Below are 24,402 nucleotides of genomic sequence, written 5' to 3' on the forward strand. Positions count from 1 at the left end.
GCGTCCGAGGGTTATACCGGAAGTGGATCCCATCTTCCTGTGCTTTCGGGTTCAACCACCAGACAAGCGTCGCGCACCGTCGCACTCAGGTGCCGGGCATGACCTTGCAACAGGCATTCGGCAATCGCCGGTTCCAGTTCGACGCGCAAGCGTCTGGTCAGAGCCCTCGCGCCGAATCGCGCGTCGTGTTGACGACACAGCCAGGCGCGCGCCTGCTCATCCAGCACCAATGAACGTTGATGCGCCGCCAGGCGCTGGTTGAGCTTGGCAAGTTCCACCTCCAGCAGTGCTTCCAGCCACCGCGCGTCGATAGGCTCGAACATCAGGATGCGATCGATGCGGTTGAGAAACTCCGGTTCGAAGTGCCCATGCAGCGCCTCCTCCAGCACCTGCGCCTCGCCCCGCACAAACACGCGCAGCAGCCGCCGCCAGCCCTGGGCAAACCGCAGGCGATGCCGGCGCGCCTGTTGCGCGCCGACATTGCTGGTCATGAAGATCAGGCTGTTGCGAAAGTCCAGCGTACGCGTGCCACCGGCCAAGGTCAGTTGACCGTTTTCCAGAATGCCCAAGAGGCTGCGCACCACTTCCTGGCTGGCTTTTTCCAATTCATCGAACAGCACGATCCCCGGCCGGCTATAGGTGCCCTGGATCAACTCGCTGTTAAACAGGCTGATGCCCTCCTTGCTGCCCACATACCCGGGCGGCGCACCGGTCAGCGCGGCGGCGTAATGCTCCTGGGCCAGGGTGTGCATGTCGATGCGGCAGAAACCATCGGCGCGACCGTGCAGCGCCTGGGCCAGCAGGCGCACGATTTCGGTCTTGCCGACCCCGGTCGGGCCCATGAAGAGGTTGACGCTCAGCGGGCGGTCACGTTCGCCGATATCGGCCTTGACCACCTTGAGCAGGCCTTCCACCTGGGCCAACGCCGCGTCCTGGCCGACGATCCGGCTGCGCAACAAGGCCATGACCTGGGCGGGATCAAAGGTAAAGCGCATGCCCTACCCCGCCGTCTTTGCTTGACCACCATGGGGCAATTGCCCCACCGGGCACTCCGCGACGCCGACCGTGCTGCGGGTGATCTTCTCGACGTTTTCCTGGGCTTTCTGTGCATCCAGGACCCAGGTGCGGTAGAACTCGAACGGACAATCCGCCACGCCCTTGTCGCCATCCCCCGAGGCGTGCATGCCGGTGTAGCCCCGGTGCAGCAGCTTGAACAGATGGTTCTGCGACTGGTCATTGGCCCGCGCATCGCGGATCTGCGACACCGACAACTGCGCGTACTGGATGCCCATCTCCTCCTCGCCACACTCACCCAGGGTGCGCCCGTCAAAGCCGATGATCGCCGAGTGGCCGAAGTACGAATACACGCCGTCGAACCCGGCCGCATTGGCCACCGCCACATAGCAGTTATTGGCCCAGGCCATGCTCTTGGACATCTGCACCTGCTGCTCCTTGGCTGGGTACATGTAGCCCTGGCAACGCACGATCAACTCAGCGCCCTTCATCGCGCAGTCGCGCCAGATCTCCGGGTAGTTGCCGTCGTCGCAGATGATCAGGCTGATTTTCATGCCCTTGGGCCCGTCGCACACGTAGGTGCGGTCCCCCGGATACCAACCCTCGATGGGGCACCAGGGAATGCACTTGCGATAGCGCTGCACGATCTCGCCAAGATTATTGATCAGCACCAGCGTGTTATAGGGCGCCTTGTGCGGATGTTCTTCGTGGCGCTCGCCGGTCAGGGAGAACACACCCCAGGTATCCGCCTGGCGGCAGGCCGCCGAGAAAATCGCGGTTTCTTCGCCGGGAATGCTTGCGGCGGTCGCCATCATTTCGTCGTGGTCATACAGGATGCCCATGGTGCTGTATTCCGGGAACACCACCAGGTCCATGCCGGGCAGGCCTTGTTTCATGCCGACAATGATCTCGGCGATCTTCTTCGCGTTGTCGATGACCTCGGCCTTGCTGTGCAGGCGCGGCATCTTGTAGTTCACCACCGCTACACCGACGGTGTCCGGGCTGCTGGAAATGTCGCCATGGCGCATTGCAACGCTCCTGTTCTAGTGACTGATCATCCACGGCCGTGGGCCGGTGCGGGTCTTGAGCCCCAAGGGGTTGGCCTTGCTGGGCTCGACCTGCTTGCGCGTACCGCAGCAACTGCAACCGGCCGGGTGTTTGCGGCTGTCCTGGTATTCGCCAACGGTCTGCGGCGCATGGGCGCTGCGCTCGTTACCGGCGATGGCCTTGCGCTGGTGGGCCGACAAGGTTTGCAGCGCCGGGGCCGACACCCGCAACTGCCCACCCGGCCCTTCGCAATAAGGGCACTGGCTGGGTTCGTTGCGCTGGGCAATCGGGCGCAACATCGTGAAGGTGCCGCAGGTGTCGCAGGCGTATTCGTAGGTCGGCATGGCTACAGGTCCGGGGCGATGGGCAGGTCGATGCTGCCATCGAGGAACTGGGTCGGGCCATTTGCGTTGGGGTTGATATCAAACTCGAAGATTTCCGTCGGCAGCCACAAGGTCGCGCAGGCATTCGGGATGTCCACCACGCCGCTGATATGCCCTTGCACTGGTGCCGAGCCGAGCAGCGCATAGCCCTGGGCCGGCGAGTAGCCGAACTTGGTCAGGTAGTTGATCGCATTCAGGCATGCCTGGCGGTAGGCGACGTTGACGTCCAGATAGTGCTGCTGGCCCTGTTCGTCCACGGAGATGCCTTCGAAGATCAGGTAGTTTTTGTAATTCGGCGTGATCGGGCTCGGCTTGAATACCGGGTTCTTGATCCCGTACTTGGCCATGCCACCCTTGATCAGCTCGACCTTCATGTGCACCCAGCCGGCCATCTCGATGGCGCCGCAGAAGGTGATTTCGCCGTCACCCTGGCTGAAGTGCAGGTCCCCTACCGACAGCCCGGCACCCTTGACGTAGACCGGGAAGAAGATCTTCGACCCACGGGACAGGTCCTTGATATCGCAGTTACCGCCATGCTCGCGCGGCGGCACTGTGCGTGCGCCGGTCGCCGCGGCATCGTCACGCGCCTGGCCGGTGAGCTTGCCCATGTGGGCGGTGGCGGCCAGCGGTGCGTTGGCCAGGGGCGGAACGCGGGTGGGGTTGGTGTCGATCAGTTCCTGTTCGCGACGGTTCCAGTCGGCGAGCATCACCGGGTCGGGCAGGCAGCCAATCAGGCCGGGATGGATCAGCCCGGCAAAGTTCACCCCGGGAATGTGCCGCGAACTTGTGAACATGCCTTTGAAATCCCAGATGGCTTTTTGTGCGCTGGGGAAGTGATCGGTGAGAAAGCCACCGCCGTTCTGCCGCGAAAAGAACCCGTTGAAGCCCCACTGGGAGTCGGCCTTGGCGCCGATGTCCAGCAAGTCCACCACCAGCAGGTCCCCCGGTTCGGCGCCGTGTACCCCCACCGGGCCCGACAGGTAATGCACGGTCGACAGGTCCACATCGCGTACATCGCTGGCGTCGTCGTTGTTCTTGATCGCGCCGGCGGTCCAGTCGTAGGTCTCGAGGATGAAGTCATCGCCCGGCTTGACCCAACAGGCCATCGGGATATCCGGGTGCCAGCGGTTATGGATCTGCTCGTTCTCGGTGACAGGCTGGTTGAGGTCGACTTTGATCAGCGTTTCAGTCATGGACTGGCTCCTGGACGGATGACGGGGTGCGTGCGGTCCAGTCTCGGGCGGCCAGGGAAAACGGGAAATACGTTGGATGACGTATGAACGACGGTGTCGCGGTTTTATTCCATCAATTCGCTCGATGACAGTTTCAGTATTTACTGATTGGACGCCTGGCAGGCGGGTGGTTAGATTCCACGGCGAAGATAGCTTTTAGCCATCACTCCTAACCCCTTGAATATCGAGCTTTCCATGAAAAAACCTGTGTCGTTGGCGATGCGTATCGGATTGGGCTTCGCGTCCACCCTGTCGTTGCTGGTGCTGATCACTGCCGTCGGTATTCAACGTGTGGGTTTTATCGACAGCACGCTCAAGGATGTCGGTGAAAAAGCCGCCGTGGTCCAGCGCTACGCGATCAACTTCCGAGGCAGCGTGCACAACCGCGCCATCGCCATTCGCGACGCGGTATTGGTCAAGGATGAACCGGCGCTCAACCGCCACCTGGCCGAGATCGACCAGCTCAAGCGCGATTACCAGGACTCCGCCGCGATGATGGATCGCCTGTTCGCCAACACCGCCGCCAGCGCCGAGGAAACCCGCCTGCTGGGTGATATCAAGGCCATCGAGACCCAGGCCCTGGCCTCCACCGAGCGGGTGATCAACCTGCGTCGCAGCAATGACATCGCCGGGGCCCAGGACCTGCTGCTGGCCCAGGCCTCGGCCCACTACACCGAGTGGCTCAAACGCGTGAATGCACTGATCGACTTCGAAGAAGCGCAAATCAAGCAACGCCTGGACACCGTCCAATCGGCTGCCAGCAACTTTGCGGTGCTGATGGTGCTGGCCAGCGCCGTCGCGATTCTCTTGAGCGTGCTGGTGTCATTGCTGATTATCCGCAAGGTCAAGTCCACCCTGGGCGCAGAACCGGAGGACGTCGCCGAGGCGATCCGCCGCCTGGCCAATGGCGAACTGAACCAGCGCATCGAAACCCGCTACCCTGACAGCGTAATGGGCATCCTGAAAAACGCCCTGGCGCGCCTGAGCGACACCATCAGTGAAGTGCGCTCGGCAGCCCAGGCCTTACGCCATTCTTCGGTCACCCTGTTGTCGGTGGCCAGCGATAACCGCCAGCAGATCAACTTGCAGACCAGCGAAGCCCAACATGTGGCAGCCGCGATTACGCAAATGGCCGCCTCGGTCAGCGAGGTTTCGGGCTATGCCTCCGCCGCATCCAAGGCGACTATCCTGGCCGACGCCGAAGTGGACAGTGGCCACCGCCTGGTGGGCGAAGTGACCGTGGCCATCGAGGAACTGGCGACGATCCTCGACCAGGCCACCAGCCGGGTCAACCAGGTGTCCAGCGACAGTGAAAACATCGAAACCGTGATCGAAGTGATCAACGCCATCGCCGCCCAGACCAACCTGCTGGCGCTGAACGCCGCGATTGAGGCCGCGCGTGCCGGTGAACATGGTCGCGGATTTGCGGTGGTAGCCGATGAAGTCCGCTCCCTGGCGACGCGCACCCAGGAGTCCACCCAGGAAATCCGCGACATGATCGGCAAGTTGCAGAGCGGCACCCAGCACGCCGCCGACATCATGCAACGCAGCCGCAGCCTGGCCCAGGTCACCGTGACGCAGACCCGCGACTCCCAGTTGGCGCTGGGCAAGATCAGCCAGGAAGTCGGCGCGATCAATGCCATGAACGCGCAGATCGCCAGTGCTTCGGTGCAGCAAAGCGCGGCCGCCGAAGAGGTGGCGCAGAACGTCACGCGTATCCACGGCTCCACCGTGCAATCGGCCGCCGGCTCCGAGCAGGTGGAAAACGCCAATCACGAACTGGCGGAGCTGGCGGATCGCCTGAGCACCCAGGTGGCGTTTTTCAACGTGGCCTAGAGTTTGTCGCGCTTCATCTGCATGGTCAGGGTGAAACGGTCTGCCGGGTAGACCGTTTCCGACACCGCAATCACCCCACCGGCCTCGTCACGGTACTGGCGGATGATGTTGAGCCCCAGCGCGCCGCCCTGCGCCTTGAGGCTGGCAGCCAATTCGGCCGACAGTTGCACCGGGCGCACCTGCTGGTCCACCACATCGATATGCCGCGAGAACGCCTTGCCGATCAGCGCGGCGATCAGTTCGTCCGGGTGCTTGCGTGCTGCGGGAATCACTTCGGCAAAGGCCTGCTCGGCGTACACGTCGGTCCAGCACAACGGCGCGTTGCCGGCGCTGGCATCAACCTTGATGCTCGACACGCAGAAGTAATGCCCGCCCGGCTCCAGCCCCAGGCGCCGGGCCAGGGCGATATCGGCGACGAACTCGCGCACCGCCTGGATATCACGGATATGGGTTTCGGCCACTTGCACCAGGTCGGCCACCGATGCCATCGCCTGGGAATACCCGCCCTGGGGTGAAGCGGCTTCGACCCGCGTGCCCACGCGCTTGCGCCGCGAGACCATGCCCTGGCCCTGCAACTGGTCGATGGCCGCGCGCACAGTGTGCCGGCTCACCGCGTACAGCGAGCAGAGTTCGAATTCCGTCGGCAACAACGACCCTACCGGGTAATGGCCGCTGCCTATCTGGTCGATCAAGTCCTTGGCCACCGCCGCATAACGCCTCTGGCTCACGCTTTCCATTTTTACCCTCGTTGTCGAGTTGACAGTGTATCAGCACAGGCGTAATCATAATGTACGGACATATTAAATATGTATGGTTTAAAAATAACAATTAGGATTTTCCCATGTCGAGTACCGTTTTTGATTCCGCCCTGTTCCGCGACATGTTCGGCACCGCCGAAATGCGCGGCGTGTTCTCCGATAAAGCCCTGATCGAACGCTACATCGAAGTGGAAGTGGCCCTGGCCCGCGCTGAAGCGCGTTGCGGCGTGATCCCGGCGGACGCCGCCGAGCAGATCGCCGCGCTGTCGCAGTACGAGGCGCTGGACCTGGCGCTGATGCAACACGAGACCGAGATCGTCGGCTACCCGATCCTGCCGCTGGTGGAGCAACTGTCGAACATCTGCGGCGAAGCTGGCCGCTATGTGCATTGGGGCGCGACCACCCAGGACATCATGGACACCGCCGTGGTCCTGCAAGTACGCGCCGCGCTGGCTATCGTCGAGCGGGACATCCAGACCGTGCGCGGCCTGCTCGCCGGCCTGGCCGAGCGCTATCGCGACACGCCCATGGCCGGTCGCACGCACTTGCAGCACGCGCTGCCGATCACCTTCGGCTACAAGTGCGCGGTGTGGCTGAGCATGTTCGACCGCCACGCCGAGCGCCTGGTGCAACTGCGGCCACGCGTTGAGATCGGCCAGTTCGCCGGGGCCGCCGGCACCCTTGCTTCCCTGGGCGACAAGGGCCTGGAGGTGCAGGAAGCGTTGATGGCCGAACTCGGCCTGGGCGTACCGCAAGCCACCTGGCATGTGGCCCGCGATGGGCTGGCCGAGACCCTGAACTTTCTCGGCCTGGTCACCGGTTCCCTGGGCAAGATCGCCCTCGACATCATGATGATGATGACCAGCGAGCTGGGCGAAGTGTATGAACCCTTCGTCAAGGGCCGTGGCGCCAGCAGCACCATGCCGCAGAAGCGCAACCCGATTTCCTGCGAGCTGATGTATGCCGCCGCCAAGGGCGTGCGCCAACACGCCGGGCTAATGCTCGACGCGATGATCCAGGATTTCGAACGCTCCACCGGCCCGTGGCAGGCGGAGTGGATCGCCATCCCCGAAGCCTTCGCCCTCAGCGCCGCGTCCCTGGGCCAGGCAACCTTCATGCTCGCCGGCCTGGAAGTGCGCCCCGAACGCATGCGCAAAAATCTCGACATGACCCAGGGCTTGATCGTCGCCGAAGCCGTAATGATGGGACTCGCCCCGGCCCTCGGCCGCCAAGTGGCCCATGACGTGGTGTATGCCGCCTGCCGCATGGCCAATGACCAGGGCACCAGCCTGCTCGACGCCCTGCTCGCCCAGGGTGAAGCCACTGCGCAACTGGACCTGGCCGACCTGCAGCGCCTGACCGACCCGGCCAACTACCTGGGGCTGGCGCCGCAGATGGTGGATATCGCGCTGGCACGCCCCGGCCCAGTCAAACGCTGATCCCAAATCCAATGGAGATCTAACTGTGGGAGCGGGCTTGCTCGCGAAAGCGATCTGTCGGTTGATGAATGGGTTGACTGATGCACCGCATTCGCGAGCAAGCCCGCTCCCACACTGGGATCTCCAGCGTCACACCGAACCATAACAACAATGAGATCACAGACATGTCATCCACCCCCGGAAAAAAACCGCTCTACAAGGACCTGACCTTTCAGGTCGTCGCCGCCATGTTCCTCGGCATTGCCTTCGGCTTTCTCGCCCCGGAGCTGGCTGCCAGTTTCAAGATCCTCGGCGACATTTTCCTCAAGCTGATCAAGACCGCTGTCGCGCCGCTGGTGTTTTTCACCGTGGTCCACGGCATCGCTTCAGCCGGTGATATCAAACGCGTCGGCAAAGTCGGCCTGCGCGCCTTGATCTATTTCGAAGTGGTCTCCACCATCGCCCTGGCCATCGGCCTGTTGTGGGGCAACCTGCTGCAGATCGGCTCCGGCATGCACGACGCCCACCCGAGCAGCGCCACCGCGGCCGCCGCGAGTGCCGCCGTGGCCAAGGGGCATGCGCCCGCGTCGACCATGGACTTTATCTACGGCATCTTCCCGGACAATTTCGTCGGTGCCTTCGCCGGCGGCCAGTTGCTGCAAGTGCTGGTGATCTCGGTGCTGTTCGGCTTCGCTCTGCTGGCGTTGAAGCCCGAGCGCCGCGAAGTGATCGAAGACGGCCTGAACCGCATCTCCGAGTGCTTCTTCGAGTTCATCAACCTGATCATGAAGTTCGCGCCCCTGGGTGCCTTCGGTTCGGTGGCTTACGCCGTGGGCAGCAACGGCACGGCGGTGCTGATGTCCCTGGCCAACCTGGTGTTAATGTTCTACGTCGGCATCGCGTTCTTCATCTTTGTGGTGCTGGGCGCCGTGTGCCGGTTGAGCGGCTTCAGCCTGTGGCGCTTCCTCACTTACATCAAGGATGAAATCTTCATCGTGCTCGGCACCGCTTCGTCGGAAAGCGCCCTGCCGCGCCTGCTGCAAAAACTCGAAAAATTCGGCTGTTCCAAGCAAAGCGTCGGCCTGGTACTGCCCACCGGCTATGCGTTCAACCTCGACGGCACCTCGATCTACATGTCGCTGTGCGTGTTGTTTATCGCCAATGCCTACGGGGTGCCGCTGAGCTGGGAACAACAATTGGGCATCATCGCGATCATGCTGGTGACGTCCAAGGGCGCGGCGGCGGTGTCGGGTGGCAGCTTCGTGGTGTTCGCCGCGACGGTTACCGCTATCGGCGTGCTGCCGGCAGAAGGCCTGGCGCTGCTGTTTGGCGTGTACCGCTTCATGTCGATGGCCATCGCCACCTGCAACACCATCGGCAACAGCGTGGCGACGGTGGTGGTGTCGAAATGGTCCGGCGAGTTCTCCCAGCAGACCGCCCAGGATGAATACCAACGCGTACTCGGGCGTGCCGCCGGCGCTGCGCTTTAAGGGGCTCCTTGATGACCACTCTGCGAATCGAACACGACGCGTTCGGCCCGGTGTCCATACCGGTCGACCGTTACTGGGGCGCGCAAACCCAGCGGGCATTGGAGGTGTTCGGCGGCAAACAGCCGTTCCCTGCCAGCCTGATCCGCGCCTTTGGCCAGCAAAAACGTGCGTGTGCCCGCGCCAATGCACGCCTTGGCACCCTGGCGCCGGCCCTGGCGCATGCGATCGACCAGGCCGCCGAAGAGTTGGCCAGGGGCGACCTTGACCACCACTTCCCGCTGTCGATCTGGCAAACCGGCTCCGGCACCCAGACCAACATGAACGCCAACGAGGTAATCGCCAACCGCGCTAACCTCGCGCTTGGCGGCGGACTGGGCAGCAAGTCGCCGGTGCACCCCAACGACCATGTGAACCGCTCGCAGTCGTCCAACGACAGCTTCCCCACGGTGATGCACCTGACCACCGTGCTGGAACTGCGTGGCCGCCTGCTGCCTGCCCTCAGCCAACTGGCCGACGCACTGACCGCCAAGGCCGATGCCTGGCAGGAGGTGCTGAAAATCGGTCGTACCCACTTGATGGATGCGGTGCCCATGAGCCAAGGCCAGGCCTTCGGCGCATTTGCCCACCAGATCCAGCACGGCATCGCACGCATCGAAGCCTGTATGCCGCGCCTGCTTCTGCTGCCCCAGGGCGGCACGGCGGTGGGCACAGGGCTGAATACACCGACAGGTTTCGACCTGGCGTTCTGCGAGGAAATCAGCCACCTCACAGGCATTACGTTCGAAACCAACCCTTGCAAGTTCGAAGGCATGGGCACCCACGACGCACTGGTAGAGGCCTCCGGTGCGCTGAATGTGCTGGCGGTGTCACTGACCAAGATCGCCAATGACATCCGCCTGCTCGGCTCGGGCCCGCGCTGCGGCCTGGGCGAATTGATCGTGCCCGACGATGGCCTGACCTCCTCGATCATGCCCGGCAAACGCAACCCGACCATCGCCGAGGTGCTGGTGCAGGCGGCGATGCAGGTGATGGGCAACCACACCACCATTACCCTGGCGGGGGCGTCCAGCACCTTCGAATTGAACGTGGCCAAACCAGTGCTGATCCACAACCTACTGCACTCGATCGATGTGCTCAGCGACTGCGTCAGTCTGTTCACCCACAAGCTGCTGGACGGCCTGGAGGTGAACCGCCCGCAACTGGCGCGCAACGTTGAACATTCATTATTGATGGCGACGGTGCTGAACCCGGTGCTGGGTTATGACCGCGTGGCGCAGATCACCCGCAAGGCGGCGGATGAAGGCTTGTCGCCGAAGGAGGCGGCGGTGCAGTTGGGGCTGATCACCGCCGAAGACTACGAGCAACGGGTGCGGCCGGAAAGGATGATCAACCCTGGCTGATCAATGCACGCTGCGCTGTTGAGGCGTGAGCACGACCGGTGAGCCGGTGGTCTCAAATTAACGGTGCAGACCATGGCCTGGGCTGCACCGGAGCACACTCACCCCCTCGACGAGTGCGCTTTTTTTTCTGCAATCACGTAGTCGACATTGACCCTATCAAACCTTTGATCTTCGTCGCCCCTGCGGCCATTGCCCTTAGTGCCAATATCCAGTTCTTTCATCAGGCCCGGACGATGGAGCAATGCAGCCGCGAGTCGAGTTCGATCCGTGGGCGGGGACTCTGCAGCCGCTTTTTCCAGACTGTCGAAGCTGATGTAGTCGTCTCTACCCCAGTACTGTTTGAACTTTCCTTTCACCGCTTCAAGCAATTCCACATCATTCATTTGTTCATAGTTTGGCTCAGCCTTCCGACTGGACAGCCTTTCAATGGTGTCGCGCCCAATAAGGCCGTCAGATTTGTCAAAATCGTGGTCGGAATCCAGTTTTCTATTCAATTCCGGTCGACTGAGGATTTCCCTACCCAGGAGGGTCATCCGGTCATCAACCGGATTGCCAGTCAAAGGCCGACCTGCGACTTCACGAAGCGAGTTCTGAGTTATCTTGCTGTGCTCGTTGGGTTTGAAGTAATCAAAATTATTGCCCAGCTCCGTCGCCAGATCCGAGTATTTGGCGCACTTGAAGTCATTAGCGAGCGCGTTATTCTGTGGACTCATGCGACCGTCATACGACGGCTCATACGCCCCCCTGGAGAACGGCTGACCGATCGCACGGTTGTCGAATACCGGGTGACGAGTGTAGGCCCCGCTCTCACCATATCCATTTTCAACACGATGGCGCTGCATGCCACCGGAATACCGCTCATAGCCGCCCCGTGCGCCAGCGTTATACGCCATCGGTTCGTTCTGTAAGCGAGAGGACTCGTCCGCTTCGTACATGTCGACCGCTGCATGAGCATCTCCCAGGCTGATCAGCCCGTCTTGATGACCGCCATGGTTGACGCCATCGAGCAAGCTACTCATTCCAGGCCGGCTGAGTATCTCCCTGGCCAGTCGGGTCATCGGGTCGTCTACCGGGTTGCCGGTCAAAGGGCGGTTGGCAGCGTGCTGAAGAACGTCCCGCGTGACGAATCCGGACTCTCCCTGAAAATAAGGGTAGGCACCGGCAAATTCCCGCGCCACCACTGAATGGGGGGCTCCGCGATAGTCCATCATGGGTGGGTTCATACTGGGCTGATTAGCAAACCCGGTCCTACCGAACGCGAGGGGAGATTGCGGGTAGTGAACCGGCGTCGGTTGACCGAACGGAGTATTTATCATCGCAACACCTCAAATAGTTAATGCATGGAACGTGACCAACGCCTGAACCGGCTTTTGATCAGCCTCCATCTGTGGCAATAGGCGAAGAAATGGTTCCGTTACGTGCAGGTCACTGCGACTCTGACAGGCAGGAAAACTTACCCGTACATCGCTTCAGCCGATAAGAACCGGCACGATTAAACCGATAAATACCGACTGATCGTTGCTTCATCCACTCGATCCCGGGTTTCCTCAATCACAAATCGCCCTTTCTCGATCACCAGGAAACGATCGGCAATTTCCAGGGTGAACGACAGCACCTGCTCGGAGACCACGATGGTCAAGTCGCGCAGGTTGCGAATTTCCTTCAGCGTGCGCGCGATGTCCTTGATGATCGAGGGCTGGATGCCCTCGGTCGGTTCATCCAGCAACAGCACCTTGGGGTTGGTGGCCAACGCCCGGGCAATCGCCAACTGCTGTTGCTGCCCGCCAGACAGGTTGCCGCCCTTGCGCGATTGCATGTCGTAGAGCACCGGGAACAGCGCGTACAGGTCCTCGGGCACCTTGCCTCGCGCCGACGCCGGCAGGCCAGTCTGGATGTTTTCCAGCACCGTCATGCTCGGGAAAATCATGCGGCCCTGGGGCACATAGGCGATACCACGCTCCACCCGCTCATGGGTTTCCAGCGTCGACACATCGTGCCCGTCCACACTCACCTGGCCTTTCCACTGCGGGAGGATGCCCATCAGGCTCTTGAACAAGGTGGTCTTGCCCATGCCATTGCGGCCCATCACCGCGACGATCTCGCGCTTGGCGACGTTCAGGTCCAGGTCGTGAAGGATCTGGCTCTGCCCGTAGCCGCAGGACAACTGGTCGATCTTGAACATGCGCAGCTCCTCAGTGGCCCAAATACACTTCGATGACTTTCGGGTTGCTTTGCACCGACTCCATGCTGCCCTCGGCCAGCACCTTGCCCTGGTGCAGCACCGTGACCTTGTGGGCGATGCTTTTGACGAACTCCATGTCGTGCTCGATCACCAGCACCGAACGGCCCTGGCTGATGCGGTTGAGCAGCTCGGCGGTTTGCGCGCGCTCGTTGACGCTCATGCCCGCCACCGGTTCATCCAACATCAATAACTCGGGGTCCTGCATCAGCAGCATGCCAATCTCCAGCCACTGCTTCTGCCCGTGGGACAGCAGGTCGGCCTGTTGTTGCAGCAGGTCGCCGAGGAAGATCTCCCGCGCCACCTCCTCCACCCGTGCGATCACCTGGGCGTTGCGCTTGAAGAACAACGCACCCCATACCTTGCGCCCGGCCGGGTAAGACATCTCCAGGTTCTCGAACACCGTGAGGTTTTCGTAGATCGACGGGTTCTGGAACTTGCGGCCCACACCGGCACGCACGATGTTGTACTCGCGCATCTTGGTCAGTTCCTGGCCGTCAAACTGGATGCTGCCGCTGGTGGCGCGGGTCTTGCCGCAGATCAGGTCAAGCACGGTGGTCTTGCCGGCGCCATTGGGACCGATCACCACGCGCACTTCATTGCGGTCGATATACAGGTTGAGGTTATCGACCGCCTTGAAGCCGTCGAACGACACGGTGAGACCTTCGATGGCCAGCACCGGTTTTTTCATTTCAAAGCCGACGGCGGTCATGGCTGGGTCTCCAGGATCTTGCTGTTGGCCTTGGGTTTAACCGGCGGTTTCGCCGGGGCTGCCGCCAGGGGTTTGCGCCGCAGCACTTTGGCCAGCGCCTGGCGCCCATGGCTGTCCCACAAACCAGCCAGGCCGTTGGGGAAGTACATCACCACCGCAATGAACAGCCCGCCCATCAGGTACAACCACAACTCGGGGAAAGACTCGGAAAAGTAGGTCTTGCCGTAGTTCACCAGCAGCGCGCCATACACCGCGCCGAGCAGCGACATGCGCCCGCCCACCGCCGCAAAGATCACCATCTCGATCGACGGCACGATGCCCACGAACGACGGCGACATAAAGCCCACCTGCAAGGCAAACATCGCCCCGCCAATCGCCGAGAACGCGGCGGCCACGCAGAACACGAAGATCTTGAAGCTGGCCACGTCATACCCGGAAAAACGCACGCGTTCTTCCTTGTCGCGCATCGCCATCAACAACCGGCCAAGCTTGGACGCGAGGATGAACCGGCCAATGAAGATGCAGCCGAACAGCAACCCGGCGTTGATGAAGTACAGGATCATCTTTGCGCTGTCGGTGCGCAGGTCCCAGCCAAGCAGGGTCTTGAGGTCGGTAATGCCGTTGACGCCACCGGTCAGGCCTTGCTGGCCGACGATCAGCACCGTAAGGATCAGCGCAATCGCCTGGGTGACGATGGAGAAATACACATCGCCCACGCGCCGCTTGAACAGCGCCATGCCGATGATGAACGCGAGCAGCACCGGCACCGCGATCACCGCCACCAGGGTAAAGCTGAAGCTGTGGAACGGTTGCCACAACCACGGCAGTTCGGTGATCTGGTTCCAGTCCATGAAGTCCGGAATGCCCGGTGTGGACTGGATCTTGGTGCTCTGCGGGTCCGAGGCCTCAAGCTTGAGGAACATCGCCATGCAGTAGCCACCCACCCCGAAGAACACACCCTGCCCCAGGCTGAGAATGCCGCCATAGCCCCAGCACAACACCAGGCCGACCGCGACAAACGCGTAGGTCAGGTATTTGCCGACCATGTTCAGGCGGAACGCGTCCAGGGTCAGGGGGAATACCACCAGGATCAACAGCGCCAGCAACACGATGCCGATCAGGTTTTGCTGGCCGCCCAGCAGCTTGTCTAGAGCCTTCATCCGGTCGCCTCTACTTGCGCACTTTGATGGAAAACAACCCTTGCGGGCGCAGCATCAGGATCAGAATCACCGAGGACAAGGTGAGTACCTTGGCCATCGAGCCACTGAGGAAAAACTCCGACAGCGATTGGGTCTGGGCAATCACAAAGGCCGATGCGATGGTGCCGAACAGGCTTTGCGCGCCGCCGAACACCACCACCAGGAAGGTGTCGACGATGTACTGCGAACCCGCCGTCGGCCCGGTGGAACCGATGGTGGTGAACGCCGCACCGGCCACCCCGGCGACGCCGCAACCGAGGGCGAAGGTCATGCGGTCGACCTTGCGTGTATTGATGCCCACCGCACGGCTCATCAAGCGGTTCTGCACCGTAGCGCGCACCTGCAGGCCCCAGCGCGAGCGGTAGAGCATCAGGAAGATTGCCGCAGTGAGCAGCAAGGTCAGGGCCATCATGAACAGGCCGTTGCGCGGGATCTCGATGGCATCGGTGAAATTCACCGATCCCATCAGCCAGGCCGGCGGTTCGGCGCTGACTTCACGGGCGCCGAACACCGAACGGAAGGTCTGCTGCATCACCAGCGACAAGCCCCAGGTGGCGAGTAAGGTGTCCAGCGGGCGCTTGTACAAGCGGCTGATCATCGCCCATTCCACCAGCCAGCCGATGGCGCCGGCGACGAGGAATGACAGGGCAATGGCGAAGAAGAAGTAATAGGGTTGGAAGCTCGGTGCAAAGTGCGCCGTGAGGCTGGAACACACGTAGGTGGTGTAGGCGCCGATGGTCAGGAACTCACCATGGGCCATGTTGATCACGCCCATCTGGCCAAAGATAATCGCCAGCCCCAATGCCATCAGCAACAGCACGCAGAACACGGACAAGCCGTTGAACCCCTGCATCGCCGCGATGGCTCCAAATTCCGATAGCCATTCCATGATGATGGTCTCCTGAGAGCCAGGTTGAATTGCAATCTGCTTTAAGTGGGAGCTGGCTTGCCTGCGATGGCATCACCTCGGTTCAACTGCAAAACCGAGTCGCCTGCATCGCAGGCAAGCCAGCTCCCACACAAAGCCAGTTCCCACCGTTGGATCAATGCCAGACCTTGGGTTATTGGTAGCCTTTAGGGAACGGGTTCGGCTCGATCAAATCCGACTCGTAGATCACCTTGAACTGGCCGTTGGGCTGCACCTCACCAATGCGCGACTTGCTCCACAGGTGATGGTTCTCATGGATCTTCACGTAGCCTTCCGGCGCGGTTTTGAGCTCGATGCCAGGCGATGCGGCCACGACTTTATCCACGTCGAAACTGCCCGCTTTCTCCACCGCTGCTTTCCATAGCCAAGGGCCGAGGTAGGCCGCCTGGGTCACGTCGCCGATCACGGCGTCCTTGCCATATTTGGCCTTGAAGGCCTCGACGAAGGCTTTGTTGTTCGGGTTGTCCAGGCTCTGGAAGTACTTCATCGAGGCATAGAAACCGGCCATGTTTTCACCGCCGATGCCGAGCAGTTCGTCCTCGGTCACCGACAGGGTCAACAAGGTCTGCTTGGACGAGTTCACGCCCGCCGCGTTGAGTTGCTTGTAGAACGCCACGTTGGAGCCGCCCACCACCGCCGCGAACACCACGTCAGGCTTTTTCAGCTTGACCTTGTTGATCAGCGAGCCGAACTGGGTGTTGCCCAACGGGTAGTAGTCTTCGCCGACCACAGTGCCGTGCAGGACGTTTTCGATGTGCTTGCGCGCAATCTTCATTGAGGTGCGCGGCCAGATGTAGTCGGAACCGACCAGGTAGAAGGTCTTGGCGCCCTTGGTCTTGGCGATCCAGTCGAGGCTGGCGAGGATCTGCTGGGTGGCTTCCTGGCCGGTGTAGATCACGTTTTTCGACTGTTCCAGGCCTTCATAGAAGGTCGGGTAGTAGAGCAGGCCATTTTCTTTCTCGAAGATCGGCAGCACGGCTTTGCGCGAGGCCGACGTCCAGCAGCCGAACACGGCGGCAACCTTGTCGTTGACCAGCAGTTTCTTGGCTTTTTCGGCGAAGGTCGGCCAGTCGGACGCACCGTCTTCCTGGATCACCTTGATCTGCCGTCCCAGGATCCCGCCCGAAGCGTTGATCTGTTCGATGGCCAGGCGTTCGGCCTGGATCGAGCCGGTTTCGGAAATCGCCATGGTGCCGGTGGCCGAGTGCAACTGGCCGACGGTGACCTCCGTCGGGGTCACGGCCAGGCCTTCGTTATCGGCCAGCACGCCCTGGCTGAACAGTGCGGCCGCCAGCAATGACAAGGCCAACAGCGGTTTGGAGCGGATCAATCGTGGTGCCATGGGGCGACTCCTCTGCAATGAGGGGTCCAGCATGGCGGCAGTGGGCCAGCGCGGGTATACGCAGCCTGACGTAACGACGTACGTCATTTGACGTATGCCGCTGCGCACCATTTTCGCGCAGGATCCCGCCCGCCCTGACAGCACCGAACAATGTGGGAGCTGGCTTGCCTGCGAGGGCGGTGTATCAATCGACTTCCCCATGCCTGACCCACCGCCATCGCAGGCAAGCCAGCTCCCACATTTTGAGTCGGGGCACGGAACTTGCTCATCCACCTTGCCCACTTCCCGGAGCCATCCCACCGTGCACCCACCTTCCGGCACCCAGCGCATCGTCAAGATCCGCCGCGACTACAACACCTGGGTCGCCGACGAGACCATGGAAGACTACGCCCTGCGCTACACCCCCAAGTCCTTTCGCAAGTGGTCGGAGCTGCGCATTGCCAACACCGCCCTAGGCGCAGTGTCGTTCCTGGCGCTGGAAGCCATCGGCGGCGTGTTGGCCTTGAGCTACGGGTTCACCAACACCTTCTGGGCGATCCTCGCCATCAGCCTGGTGATCTTTTTCACCGGCCTGCCCATCAGCTATTACGCGGCGCGCTACGGCGTGGACATGGACCTGCTGACCCGCGGCGCCGGCTTCGGCTACATCGGCTCCACCATCACCTCGCTGATCTACGCCAGCTTCACCTTCCTGTTCTTTGCCTTGGAAGCGGCGATCATGGCCCTGGCACTGGAGCTGTATTTTCATATCCCGCTGGCCTTCGCCTATGTGATTTGCTCGCTGTTGGTGATCCCGCTGGTGGCCTACGGCGTGACCCTGATCAGCCGCCTGCAACTGTGGACGCAACCGCTGTGGCTGCTGTTGCTGGTGCTGCCGTACGGCTTTGTGGCGTGGAAAAACCCCGGCGCCTTCAGCGACTGGACCAGCTTTGTCGGGCGCAGCGGTGATGGCGGCGGCTTCAACCTGTTGGCGTTCTGTGCGGCCTGCACCGTGGCGTTGTCGCTGGTGACGCAGATCGGCGAACAGGTGGACTACTTGCGCTTCCTGCCGGAAAAAACCGTCGCCAACCGCAAGCGCTGGTGGGCCGCCCTGCTCTGCGCCGGCCCTGGCTGGATCATCCCCGGCGCCTTGAAGATGTTCGCCGGCGCATTCCTGGCGTTTCTCGCGCTGCAACATGAGATCCCCATGGAACGCGCCGCCGAGCCGACCCAGATGTACCTGGTCGCCTTCCGCTACGTGTTCAGCTCGCCAGAATGGGCACTCGGCGCCATGGTGCTGTTCGTGATCATCTCGCAGATGAAAATCAACCTGACCAATGCCTACGCCGGCTCGCTGGCCTGGTCGAATTTTTTTGCCCGCGTGACTCACAGCCACCCCGGCCGGGTGGTGTGGCTGGTGTTCAACGTGGCCATCGCGTTGATGCTGATGGAGTTAGGCGTGTTCGACGTGATCGACCAAGTGCTCGGGCTCTACGCCAATATCGCGATTGCCTGGATCGGCACGTTGGTGGCGGACCTGGTGATCAACAAGCCGTTGGGCCTGTCGCCCAAGCACATCGAGTTCAAGCGCGCGCACCTCTACGACATCAACCCGGTGGGCGTCGGCTCGATGCTGATTGCGTCGCTGCTGTCGATCCTTGCCCATTTCGGCCTGTTCGGCGCCCTGGCCCAGGCGGCGCCGCCCTTCGTGGCCCTGGGCACGGCCTTGGTGATGGCGCCGCTGCTGGCCTGGCTGACCCAGGGTAAGTACTACATCGCCCGCACCAGTGACGTGCAATTGATCCACCCGATTGCGCCGGCGACCCACGCGGTGTGCGGCTTGTGCAGCAACCCGTTCGAGACCGCGGACATGGCGTTCTGCCCGGCCTACAGCACGCCGATCTGCTCGCTGTGTTGTTCGCTGGATGCGCGTTGCGGTGACCGGTGCAAACCCCACGCCCGCCTGGTCACTCAGTTCGAAGGTGTGTTGCGCTGGTTGCTGCCCAATACGATGATGCCGCGCCTGCACACGCGCCTGGCCCATTACCTGGGGTTGTTGCTGGCGCTGGTGTTGATGCTTGCCGGCGCATTGGCCTTGATCTATGTGCAGGCGGCCCAGGGTTTGCCCCATTCGGAAACCCTGTACCAGGCATTCTTCAAGGCGTTCCTGACCCTCTCGGTACTGGCCGCCGTGCTCGCCTGGTGGGTGGTGCTGACCCGCGAAAGCCGTGGCGTGGCCCAGGAGGAATCCGACCGCCAGACCCTGCTGCTGATGCAGGAAATCGACGCCCACAGCCTCACCGACCAGGCCCTGCAGCAAGCCAAGGAAGCTTCCGAGGCGGCGAATGCCGCCAAGAGCCGCTACGTTACCGGGCTGTCCCATGAGCTGCGCACGCCGCTGAACAGCATCTTAGGCTTCACCCAGATCCTGCAGCGCGACAGCGCCATGCCCGAGCAGCACCAGGATGCACTCGCGACCATCCTGCGCAGTGGCTCGCACTTGGTCTCGTTGATCGATGGCTTGCTGGATGTGGCCAAGATCGAAGCTGGCAAATTGCGCCTGGAACTGACTGAAATCCCCTTCCCCGAGCTGCTCCATGACCTGGAACAGATGTTCACCCCGCAAGCCCAGGACAAGGGCCTGCGCTTTCGCCTGGATTGCGTGGGCAAGATCCCGGCGGTGGTGCGCGGCGATGAAAAACGCGTACGCCAGATCCTGATCAACCTACTGGGCAACGCGGTGAACTTCACCGACAGCGGCGAGGTGCGCCTGCGGGTCAGTTATATGCGCGAGACCGCCAACTTCGAGATTATCGACACCGGCATCGGCATTGATCCGGGGCAGTTGGAGCGGATATTCCAGCCGTTCGAACGTGGCGACCTGATGCGCCAGGACAACGGCGTGGGCCTGGGCCTGACCATCACGCGCATGCTCACCTCATTGATGGGCGGCGAGCTGCGGGTGACCAGCGAGCTGGACAAGGGCACCTGCTTCCAGGTGCGGCTGTTCTTGTCCCAGGTGCGCGCGCCGCAGGCGGTGGTGCATGTGGAACACGACATCATCGGCTATCAGGGGGCGCGGCGACGCATCCTGGTGGTGGATGACCATGTGGACCATCGCAAGGTGCTCAGCGGCATGCTCACGCCCCTGGGGTTCGAAGTGATCCAGGCCAGCAATGGCCAGGACGCGATCCGCCAGGTGGCATTGCTGGCGCCGGACCTGATCCTGATGGACCTGTCGATGCCGACCCTGGATGGCTACGAAACCAGCCGCCTGATCCGGCGTAATGCGCTGTCCACGGCGCCGATTATCGTGATTTCGGCCAATGCCTTTACCGACGACCGCGAACGCAGCATTGCCGCCGCGTGCAACGACTACCTGGCCAAGCCCGTGCGCACGCCGGAACTGCTTGGGCGTTTGCAACAGCACCTGGACCTGCACTGGCTGCGGCGCACCAAGAGCCGGGTGCCGCCACCGCCACCCAGCGTGTTGCCCAGCCCGGAAGACCTGGCGGCCCTCGCCGAACTCAGCGCTATCGGCTACGTGCGCGGCCTGCACGAAAAACTCGACACGATCCTTGCGCACCACCCCGATACCGAGCCTTTCATCAGCAAGGTGCGTGGTTTGCTCAAGGGTTTCCGCCTGGATGAACTCAACCGAACCCTCAAGGAGGCCGAAGATGAATGCACTCACCCGCAGCACTGAACCCGGCGTCGTGCTGATCGTGGACGACACCCCGGACAACCTGGCGATGCTCTCCGATGCCCTCGACGACGCCGGCTACATGGTGTTGGTGGCCCTTGACGGGCTCAGCGCGTTGAACCGCGTGCAACGCCGGCGCCCGGACCTGATCCTGCTGGACGCGATGATGCCCGGCCTGGACGGCTTCGAAACCTGCCGTCGGCTCAAGGCGCAACCCGCCAGTGCGGATATTCCGGTGGTGTTCATGACCGGGCTGACCGACACCAAGCACGTGGTGCAGGGCTTTGAAGTGGGGGGCAGTGACTACGTGACCAAGCCGATCCAGACTGACGAGGTACTGGCGCGGGTGGCGGCGCATTTGCGCACCTCGCGCATTTTGCTCTCGGCGCGGGAGGCGCAGCAGCCGAGTGTGCTGACGCTCGAAGATGCACCGGCCCAACGCCTGCTGTCGGCCCGGTTCCAACTGACCGAGCGCGAGGTAGAAGTGCTGCGCTGGGTGGCCTGCGGGAAAACCAATCGGGATATCGGCGATATTCTGGGGTTGAGTCCGAGGACGGTGAACAAGCACCTGGAGCATGTGTATGTGAAGCTCGGCGTGGAAACCCGCACAGCGGCCACCTCTGTCGCCCTAGCTGCCATCTAAATGTGTGTGGGGCTTGTGTGGGAGCGGGCTTGCTCGCGAATACGGAGTATCCGTTGACATATCCTTGGCTGACCCACCGCATTCGCGAGCAAGCCCGCTCCCACCTTTTTTGATCTTTATCGTGGCTGAAATCGTCACCCGCCAAAGGTGTGTGAGGGCCGCCTCAACGTCGGATCAAACGGATTGATGCGTGGCCCGATCGCCGCTGCCTCGCGCTTGAGCAACTCCACCACCATGGGCAACCGGCTCGGCCCCAGGCGGTCGCTGATGGTCGCCACACTCAACGCCGCCACCGCGTGCCCGTCGCGGTTGAGGATCGGCACCGCCAACCCGGCCATGCCTTCCAGCACCCCAGTATTGCGGGCCGCATACCCCAGGTTGCGCACGTTCTCCACTTCCGAGCGCAACAGCACTTCGTCATACAGGTGGAAGTCCTTGAGCCGTGGCAGGTTGTAGCGGATCACCGTTTCACGCTCTTCCTCTGGCAAGAACGCCAGGATCGCCAGGCTGCCCTGCCCCACGCCCAATGCCACGCGCCCGCCGATATCGCCGGTGAAGGTGCGGATCGGGTACGGGCCTTCGCTGCGGTCCAGGCAGATCGCGTCGAAGCCACTGCGCGCCAGCAGGAACAGCGAATCCCCCAATGAAGCACTCAGGCGCAGCATGCTCGGCCGCACCAGGTCGCGCAGGTTGCCGGTCTTGCCCGCATTCGCCGCCAGGGCGAAAAACTCCAGGCTGAGGCGATAGCGCTTGCTGCGTGCGTCCTGCTCGACCATGCCTTCGTCAATCAGGCTGCGCAGCAGCCGGTGCGTGGTGGGTTGGGACAGGCCCACCTGTTGCGCGAGCTGCGTAACGCGTTCGCCACCCTCCGGCACTTCACCCAGGGTTCGCAGCAGCGCGAACAGACGAGAGACAGCGCCCGCCCCGACTTCCCTACTGCTTTCATTTCGATCAGTGGAATCCATAACAACCAATCCCTTTGTAAATTCCGGTGAGTGAATAAATTTGAAAATAATAGTCCGTTCAGTGAAATTCCATCTTCCGCCCATCCTAGTCTTCGTCCTAATCTGCGTCCACAGGGGCGAAATGAACAACAACCGGCAGCCGACTTGAGATCGAGCGCCAACGCACCCGCAACACCCTTTTCGCATCTGCCCAAAACAAAAAAGCGCGTTTCGACGCGACTCAAAAAAAGGTGGAACGCAGACATGGCATTTCTCCAACTCAACGCCCTGAGCAAACGCTACGGCGCCGTCGATGCGGTGGTCGCCACCGACCTTGCGGTGGAAAAAGGCGAATTCGTTTCCCTGCTCGGCCCTTCGGGTTGCGGCAAGACCACCACCCTGCAAATGATCGCTGGCTTCGTCGATGTCAGCGGCGGGCAGATCCTGCTCGACGGCCGCGACATCACCCACGCCAAACCCGCCAGCCGTGGCCTGGGCGTGGTGTTCCAGAGCTACGCACTGTTCCCGCACATGAGCGTGCGCGACAACGTCGCCTTCGGCCTGAAGATGCGTAAAGTGCCGGCCAGCGAGATCGCCAGCAAGGTCAAGACCGTGCTCGAACTGGTGCGCCTGGCACCGCACGCCGACCGTTACCCACGGGAGCTGTCCGGCGGTCAGCGCCAGCGCGTGGCCCTGGCCCGCGCCTTGGTGATCGAACCGCCGGTGTTGCTGCTCGATGAACCGCTGTCCAACCTCGACGCCAACCTGCGCGAAGAAATGCAGTTCGAGATCCGCCGCATCCAGTGCGCCGTCGGAATCACCACCTTGATGGTCACCCACGACCAGGCTGAGGCGCTGTCGATCAGCGACCGCGTGGTGGTGATGCAGGCCGGGCGCGTGACCCAGATCGACGCGCCCTACAAGCTCTACGAGCACCCGCGTACGCGCTTCATCTCGGACTTTGTCGGCAAGGCCAACCTGCTGCCGGGCGACTACGACCCGCTGGGAAGCCCGCAAGTACGCCACGAAAGCGGCGACGGCGAACTGACCCTGAGCCTGCGCCCGGAAAAGATCCAATTGGTGGATGCAGGCACAGGTCGCCTGCAAGGCCAGGTCATCAATCGCTACTTCTTTGGCAGCCAGTGGCTGTACCACATCGACACCGCCCTCGGCGAAGTCACCGTGGTGCGCAGCAACGACGGCAACGCGCCGCTGCGTTGCGGCACAGCGGTGGGCCTGGACTGGCACGCCAGCCTGTTGCGTGTGTTGGCCGCGGATGAGGTGCACCCATGAGCCGCGGCTACCTGCTCTCGCTGCCGGCGCTGGCGTTGTTTGCCGGGCTGCTGATCCTGCCGCTGGGCCTGACGCTGGTGCTGTCGTTCAACGTGTTCGACTACCAGGTGGGCGTGAAGGCCGATGAGTGGACCTTCGCGCATTACCTGTCGCTGTTCAGTGATTCGTACTTCTACGAAATCTTCTGGCGCACCTTTTGGATCAGCGCGCTGGTCACGCTGTTATGCGTGGTGATCGGCGTGCCCGAGGCCTACATTCTCAGCCGCATGGGCACGCCGTGGCGTTCGATCTTCCTGATCCTGATCCTTACGCCACTGCTGATTTCGGTGGTGGTGCGCGCCTTTGGTTGGAGCCTGTTGCTCGGCGCGGACGGATTGGTGAACCAGGTCATCCAATTCCTCGGCGGGCGCCCGGTGAAGCTGCTGTACACGCCGTTCGCGGTGATCATCGCCCTGGTGCACGTGATGCTGCCGTTCATGATCATCCCGGTGTGGACCTCCCTGCAGAAGCTCGACCCGTCGGCTGAACAGGCGGCGTTGTCCCTGGGCGCCAGCCAGGCCACGGTGATGCGCAAGATCGTGTTGCCGCAGGTCATGCCCGGCGTGCTGTCCGGCACCCTGATCGTGTTCGGCCTGGCCGCCAGTTCTTTTGCGATCCCCGGCCTGCTCGGCGGGCGTCGCCTGAAAATGGTCGCCACGGTGGTGTACGACCAGTACCTCTCGGAACTCAACTGGCCCATGGGCGCGACCATCGCGGTGGTGCTGCTGTTGGTCAATCTGCTGATCATGCTGAGCTGGAACCGCATGGTCGAAGGCCGCTACAAAAAGTCCCTGGGGGTTTAA

20 protein-coding genes and 1 pseudogene are annotated in these 24,402 nt (G+C 62.1%); 9 read left to right on the top strand and 12 right to left on the bottom strand.

What is annotated here, in order from left to right:
* Positions 1-11: 11 nt before the first annotated feature.
* Genes CWC48_RS28915 through fmdA form a run of 4 tightly spaced genes read right to left on the bottom strand, consistent with a single transcriptional unit; the run spans position 12 to position 3,637 of the window.
* Positions 12-995, bottom strand: coding sequence for an AAA family ATPase (locus tag CWC48_RS28915; protein ID WP_100491011.1), 984 nt, complete (start codon positions 993-995; stop codon positions 12-14).
* 3 nt (positions 996-998) lie between these two features.
* Positions 999-2,042, bottom strand: a complete 1,044-nt coding sequence (locus CWC48_RS28920) for an aliphatic amidase (protein ID WP_099492461.1) — start codon at positions 2,040-2,042, stop codon at positions 999-1,001.
* Positions 2,043-2,057: 15 nt separating this feature from the next.
* Positions 2,058-2,405 carry an FmdB family zinc ribbon protein gene (locus CWC48_RS28925; protein WP_078047957.1) on the bottom strand — a complete coding sequence of 116 codons (348 nt, stop codon included), beginning with the start codon at positions 2,403-2,405 and terminating at the stop codon, positions 2,058-2,060.
* 2 nt (positions 2,406-2,407) lie between these two features.
* Entirely contained in the window at positions 2,408-3,637 is a 1,230-nt protein-coding gene (gene fmdA / locus CWC48_RS28930; RefSeq protein WP_025855695.1) for a formamidase, read from the bottom strand.
* Between the two features lie 258 nt (positions 3,638-3,895).
* Between fmdA and CWC48_RS31000 the strand changes: the two are divergent.
* Positions 3,896-4,387, top strand: a pseudogene (locus tag CWC48_RS31000) (MCP four helix bundle domain-containing protein); the annotation flags it as partial.
* A gap of 417 nt (positions 4,388-4,804) precedes the next feature.
* Positions 4,805-5,512 (top strand): methyl-accepting chemotaxis protein, encoded by a 708-nt coding sequence (locus CWC48_RS31005; RefSeq protein WP_371857081.1) that lies wholly within the window; start codon positions 4,805-4,807, stop codon positions 5,510-5,512.
* Here the strand turns inward: CWC48_RS31005 and CWC48_RS28940 are convergent.
* A complete protein-coding gene (locus CWC48_RS28940; protein WP_177409514.1) occupies positions 5,509-6,240 on the bottom strand; it encodes a GntR family transcriptional regulator in 732 nt (243 codons plus the stop codon). The two genes, CWC48_RS31005 and CWC48_RS28940, sit on opposite strands and share 4 nt — an antisense overlap.
* 113 nt (positions 6,241-6,353) lie before the next feature.
* Here CWC48_RS28940 and CWC48_RS28945 point away from each other — a divergent pair, with 113 nt between their 5' ends.
* From CWC48_RS28945 to CWC48_RS28955, 3 genes are all read left to right on the top strand, one after another.
* Positions 6,354-7,709: an adenylosuccinate lyase family protein gene (locus CWC48_RS28945; RefSeq protein ID WP_100491012.1), complete on the top strand. Its 1,356-nt coding sequence runs from the start codon at positions 6,354-6,356 to the stop codon at positions 7,707-7,709.
* A 164-nt stretch (positions 7,710-7,873) separates the two neighbouring features.
* A complete protein-coding gene (locus CWC48_RS28950) occupies positions 7,874-9,178 on the top strand; it encodes a cation:dicarboxylate symporter family transporter (RefSeq protein WP_099492465.1) in 1,305 nt (434 codons plus the stop codon).
* Between the two features lie 11 nt (positions 9,179-9,189).
* A complete protein-coding gene (locus CWC48_RS28955; RefSeq protein ID WP_100491013.1) occupies positions 9,190-10,578 on the top strand; it encodes a lyase family protein in 1,389 nt (462 codons plus the stop codon).
* A 98-nt stretch (positions 10,579-10,676) separates the two neighbouring features.
* Here the strand turns inward: CWC48_RS28955 and CWC48_RS28960 are convergent, their stop codons facing one another.
* From CWC48_RS28960 to urtA, 6 genes are all read right to left on the bottom strand, one after another.
* Positions 10,677-11,789, bottom strand: a complete 1,113-nt coding sequence (locus CWC48_RS28960; protein WP_100491014.1) for a hypothetical protein — start codon at positions 11,787-11,789, stop codon at positions 10,677-10,679.
* Positions 11,790-12,070: 281 nt separating this feature from the next.
* Entirely contained in the window at positions 12,071-12,760 is a 690-nt protein-coding gene (gene urtE / locus CWC48_RS28965) for an urea ABC transporter ATP-binding subunit UrtE (protein WP_078047950.1), read from the bottom strand.
* A 10-nt stretch (positions 12,761-12,770) separates the two neighbouring features.
* Positions 12,771-13,529, bottom strand: coding sequence for an urea ABC transporter ATP-binding protein UrtD (gene urtD, locus CWC48_RS28970; RefSeq protein ID WP_025855702.1), 759 nt, complete (start codon positions 13,527-13,529; stop codon positions 12,771-12,773).
* Positions 13,526-14,689, bottom strand: coding sequence for an urea ABC transporter permease subunit UrtC (gene urtC / locus CWC48_RS28975; protein WP_099492469.1), 1,164 nt, complete (start codon positions 14,687-14,689; stop codon positions 13,526-13,528). The genes urtD and urtC overlap by 4 nt, the downstream gene beginning before the upstream one ends.
* 10 nt (positions 14,690-14,699) lie before the next feature.
* Positions 14,700-15,617, bottom strand: coding sequence for an urea ABC transporter permease subunit UrtB (gene urtB / locus CWC48_RS28980; RefSeq protein WP_069023195.1), 918 nt, complete (start codon positions 15,615-15,617; stop codon positions 14,700-14,702).
* A 172-nt stretch (positions 15,618-15,789) separates the two neighbouring features.
* Positions 15,790-16,998 carry an urea ABC transporter substrate-binding protein gene (urtA, locus tag CWC48_RS28985; protein ID WP_065906042.1) on the bottom strand — a complete coding sequence of 403 codons (1,209 nt, stop codon included), beginning with the start codon at positions 16,996-16,998 and terminating at the stop codon, positions 15,790-15,792.
* Positions 16,999-17,299: 301 nt separating this feature from the next.
* On the opposite strand from urtA, the gene CWC48_RS28990 reads away from it, so the two are divergent.
* Together CWC48_RS28990 and CWC48_RS28995 are read left to right on the top strand one after the other, a co-directional pair.
* The gene (locus tag CWC48_RS28990) at positions 17,300-20,683 is read left to right on the top strand and encodes an ATP-binding protein (protein WP_100491015.1); all 3,384 of its coding nucleotides are present in this window, start codon (positions 17,300-17,302) and stop codon (positions 20,681-20,683) included.
* Positions 20,658-21,323: a response regulator gene (locus CWC48_RS28995; protein ID WP_078047946.1), complete on the top strand. Its 666-nt coding sequence runs from the start codon at positions 20,658-20,660 to the stop codon at positions 21,321-21,323. Before CWC48_RS28990 ends, CWC48_RS28995 begins: the two co-directional genes overlap by 26 nt.
* A 134-nt stretch (positions 21,324-21,457) precedes the next feature.
* Here the strand turns inward: CWC48_RS28995 and CWC48_RS29000 are convergent, their stop codons facing one another.
* Complete coding sequence (locus tag CWC48_RS29000) at positions 21,458-22,288, bottom strand: IclR family transcriptional regulator (protein ID WP_100491016.1); 831 nt, start codon at positions 22,286-22,288, stop codon at positions 21,458-21,460.
* A gap of 243 nt (positions 22,289-22,531) precedes the next feature.
* Between CWC48_RS29000 and CWC48_RS29005 the strand changes: the two genes are divergently transcribed.
* Both CWC48_RS29005 and CWC48_RS29010 read left to right on the top strand, forming a co-directional pair.
* A complete protein-coding gene (locus tag CWC48_RS29005) occupies positions 22,532-23,560 on the top strand; it encodes an ABC transporter ATP-binding protein (protein WP_078047944.1) in 1,029 nt (342 codons plus the stop codon).
* A complete protein-coding gene (locus tag CWC48_RS29010; protein WP_100491017.1) occupies positions 23,557-24,402 on the top strand; it encodes an ABC transporter permease in 846 nt (281 codons plus the stop codon). The genes CWC48_RS29005 and CWC48_RS29010 overlap by 4 nt, the downstream gene beginning before the upstream one ends.

Origin of the sequence: Pseudomonas sp. S10E 269 (genome assembly GCF_002798465.1) — a bacterium.
Taxonomy (GTDB): domain Bacteria; phylum Pseudomonadota; class Gammaproteobacteria; order Pseudomonadales; family Pseudomonadaceae; genus Aquipseudomonas; species Aquipseudomonas pergaminensis.

What these genes read in the sequence shown, in the direction of transcription:
- urtE (WP_078047950.1), bottom strand. Translation starts at nt 12,760, where the DNA reads ATGTTCAAGATCGACCAGTTGTCCTGCGGCTACGGGCAGAGCCAGATC.
- CWC48_RS29010 (WP_100491017.1), top strand. Translation starts at nt 23,557, where the DNA reads ATGAGCCGCGGCTACCTGCTCTCGCTGCCGGCGCTGGCGTTGTTTGCC.
- CWC48_RS31005 (WP_371857081.1), top strand. Translation starts at nt 4,805, where the DNA reads ATGGCCGCCTCGGTCAGCGAGGTTTCGGGCTATGCCTCCGCCGCATCC.
- urtA (WP_065906042.1), bottom strand. Translation starts at nt 16,998, where the DNA reads ATGGCACCACGATTGATCCGCTCCAAACCGCTGTTGGCCTTGTCATTG.
- urtB (WP_069023195.1), bottom strand. Translation starts at nt 15,617, where the DNA reads ATGGAATGGCTATCGGAATTTGGAGCCATCGCGGCGATGCAGGGGTTC.
- urtD (WP_025855702.1), bottom strand. Translation starts at nt 13,529, where the DNA reads ATGACCGCCGTCGGCTTTGAAATGAAAAAACCGGTGCTGGCCATCGAA.
- fmdA (WP_025855695.1), bottom strand. Translation starts at nt 3,637, where the DNA reads ATGACTGAAACGCTGATCAAAGTCGACCTCAACCAGCCTGTCACCGAG.
- CWC48_RS28925 (WP_078047957.1), bottom strand. Translation starts at nt 2,405, where the DNA reads ATGCCGACCTACGAATACGCCTGCGACACCTGCGGCACCTTCACGATG.
- CWC48_RS28915 (WP_100491011.1), bottom strand. Translation starts at nt 995, where the DNA reads ATGCGCTTTACCTTTGATCCCGCCCAGGTCATGGCCTTGTTGCGCAGC.
- CWC48_RS29000 (WP_100491016.1), bottom strand. Translation starts at nt 22,288, where the DNA reads ATGGATTCCACTGATCGAAATGAAAGCAGTAGGGAAGTCGGGGCGGGC.
- CWC48_RS29005 (WP_078047944.1), top strand. Translation starts at nt 22,532, where the DNA reads ATGGCATTTCTCCAACTCAACGCCCTGAGCAAACGCTACGGCGCCGTC.
- CWC48_RS28945 (WP_100491012.1), top strand. Translation starts at nt 6,354, where the DNA reads ATGTCGAGTACCGTTTTTGATTCCGCCCTGTTCCGCGACATGTTCGGC.
- CWC48_RS28995 (WP_078047946.1), top strand. Translation starts at nt 20,658, where the DNA reads ATGAATGCACTCACCCGCAGCACTGAACCCGGCGTCGTGCTGATCGTG.
- CWC48_RS28955 (WP_100491013.1), top strand. Translation starts at nt 9,190, where the DNA reads ATGACCACTCTGCGAATCGAACACGACGCGTTCGGCCCGGTGTCCATA.
- CWC48_RS28960 (WP_100491014.1), bottom strand. Translation starts at nt 11,789, where the DNA reads ATGATGGACTATCGCGGAGCCCCCCATTCAGTGGTGGCGCGGGAATTT.
- urtC (WP_099492469.1), bottom strand. Translation starts at nt 14,689, where the DNA reads ATGAAGGCTCTAGACAAGCTGCTGGGCGGCCAGCAAAACCTGATCGGC.
- CWC48_RS28950 (WP_099492465.1), top strand. Translation starts at nt 7,874, where the DNA reads ATGTCATCCACCCCCGGAAAAAAACCGCTCTACAAGGACCTGACCTTT.
- CWC48_RS28920 (WP_099492461.1), bottom strand. Translation starts at nt 2,042, where the DNA reads ATGCGCCATGGCGACATTTCCAGCAGCCCGGACACCGTCGGTGTAGCG.